The 2,261-nt window shown below is 72.2% G+C and carries 1 protein-coding gene; it reads right to left on the reverse strand.

The features are described 5' to 3' along the window. Positions 1–2,234, reverse strand: a 2,234-nt coding sequence (locus ACF089_RS35870; protein WP_392036419.1) for an amino acid adenylation domain-containing protein, incomplete at its 3' end; no start/stop codon positions are given. Positions 2,235–2,261 lie beyond the last annotated feature (27 nt).

Below are 2,261 nucleotides of genomic sequence, written 5' to 3' on the forward strand. Positions count from 1 at the left end.
AGCACCAGCGTGTTCACGAAGAACCCCGCCAGATCATCCAGAGCCGCATCCCCACGACCCGCCACAGCCGCACCCACCGGAACATCCTCACCCGCACCCAACCGCGACAACAACGCCGCCACAGCCGCATGCACCACCATGAACATCGTCGCCCCACCACGCTGCGCCAACTCCACCAGCCGACCATGCACACCGGCCTCCACCCGCACCGGAGCCGTACCACCACGGAACGTCGACACCGCCGGCCGACGCCGATCCGCAGGCAGCACCAACTCCTCGGGGGCTCCTTCCAGGGCCTGTCGCCAGTAGCGGAGCTGCGCGCTGATCAGGCTGTCCTGATCGTCGAGGTCGCCGAGTTCGGTGCGCTGCCAGAGCGCGTAGTCGGCGTACTGCACCGGCAGAGGGTCCCAGCCGGGCGCGCGGCCCTCGAGCCGGGCTCCGTAGGCCGCGCGCAGATCCCGTGTGAGCACGCCCATGGACCAGCCGTCCGAGGCCACATGGTGCACGACGATCAGCAGCGCGTGCTCCGACGGGCCGGTGCGCACCAGCCAGGTCCGCCACGGCAGATCGACGCTCAGATCGAAGCCGCGGAGCGAGTGCTCCGCGAGCGTCTCGTCGAGCCGGTCCTCGGTGGTCTCCACGATCTCCAGCCGGGGCCGGCCCGCCGCGCCTTCGAGGATCTCCTGACGCGGGGTGCCGTCGGTGTCGGGGAAGACGGTCCGCAGGCTCTCGTGCCGGTCGGCCACATCGCCGATCGCCGCCTCCAGCGCCGCCGTGTCCAGTTCACCGGACATCCGCAGGGTCAGGGGGAGGTTGTAGCCCGCGCCCGCGCCGACTCCTTCGAGCCGGTTGAGGAACCACATGCGCTGCTGCGCGTACGACAGCGGCAGCACCTCCGGCCGGGCCTGCGGGGTCAGGGCGGTACGGGTCTCGCTCTGCCCGTCGTCGATGAGCCGGGCGACGCCCGCCACGGTGGGCGCGGAGAACAGATCGCGGATGCTGACTTCGGCGTCCAGGGCGGAGCGGATCTGGGAGACCAGCCGCATGGCGAGCAGCGAGTCACCGCCGAGGTCGAACCACGAGGTCTCCGCGTCGATCCGCTCCAGGCCGAGGATCTCGCCGAAGAGTCCGGCCACGGCCTCCTCCGTCGGTGTGGCGGGCGCCCGGCCGTCGGAGAGCGCCGCGAAGTCGGGCGCGGGCAGCGCTGCCCGGTCCAGCTTGCCGTTCACGGTCACCGGCAGGGCGTCCAGGACGACCACCGCCGCGGGGACCATGTAGTCGGGGAGCCGGGCGCCGACGAACTCGCGCAGGGCCCCGCCGTCGATCCGGCGGTCGTCGGCCGGGACGGTGTACGCCACCAGCCGCCGGTCGCCGGGCCGGTCCTCGCGGACGATGACCGCGGCCCGGTCGACGGTGTCATGACCGGCGAGCACGGACTCGATCTCACCCGGCTCCACCCGGAACCCGCGGATCTTCACCTGCTCGTCCGCCCGCCCGGCGAAGACCAGCTCACCGCCGGCCGTCCACCGCACCAGGTCCCCCGTCCGGTACATCCGCTCCCCACGCCCGTACGGACTGGCCACGAACCGCTCGGACGTCAGACCCGCCCGGCCCAGATAGCCCCGGGCCAGACCCGGACCCGACACATACAGCTCCCCGGCCACACCCACCGGCACCGGCTGAAGGAAACCGTCGAGCACATGGGCCCGGGTGTTGAGCAGCGGCCCTCCGATCGGTACCGGACTGTCCTCGCCGACCGGGGAGAGCGCTCCGCTCATGGAGGCGCAGACGGTGACCTCGGTCGGGCCGTAGGCGTTGACGAGGGCCAGTTGGGAGGACCAGCGCTCGACCAGCGACGGCGGGCACGCCTCGCCCGCCACGACGAGGCTGACCACGCTGTCCGGCAGCTGCCGGACCGGCGCGAGCACCGACGGCGGCACCGTCAGATGGGTCACGCCGTAGCGGTCCGCGACCTCTTCCAGCGATCCGTGCGGCGGCAGCTGATCCGCGTCGGCCACCACCAGCGCCGCACCCGACAGGAGAGCCATGCACAGCTCCCACACCGACGCGTCGAAGCTCAGCGAGGAGAGCTGGAGCACTCGGGAGTCGGGCCCGACGCCGAGCCCCGCCATCTGGGCGGCGACCAGGTTGCCGAGGCCCCGATGGGAGACCACGACGCCCTTGGGACGGCCCGTGGAACCGGACGTGTAGATCACATACGCCGCGTCGTCCAAGCCGGCCCGATCCAGCACCGCCCCCGA

Source organism: Streptomyces sp. NPDC014894, from assembly GCF_043080985.1.
In the GTDB taxonomy this organism is placed as follows: domain Bacteria; phylum Actinomycetota; class Actinomycetes; order Streptomycetales; family Streptomycetaceae; genus Streptomyces.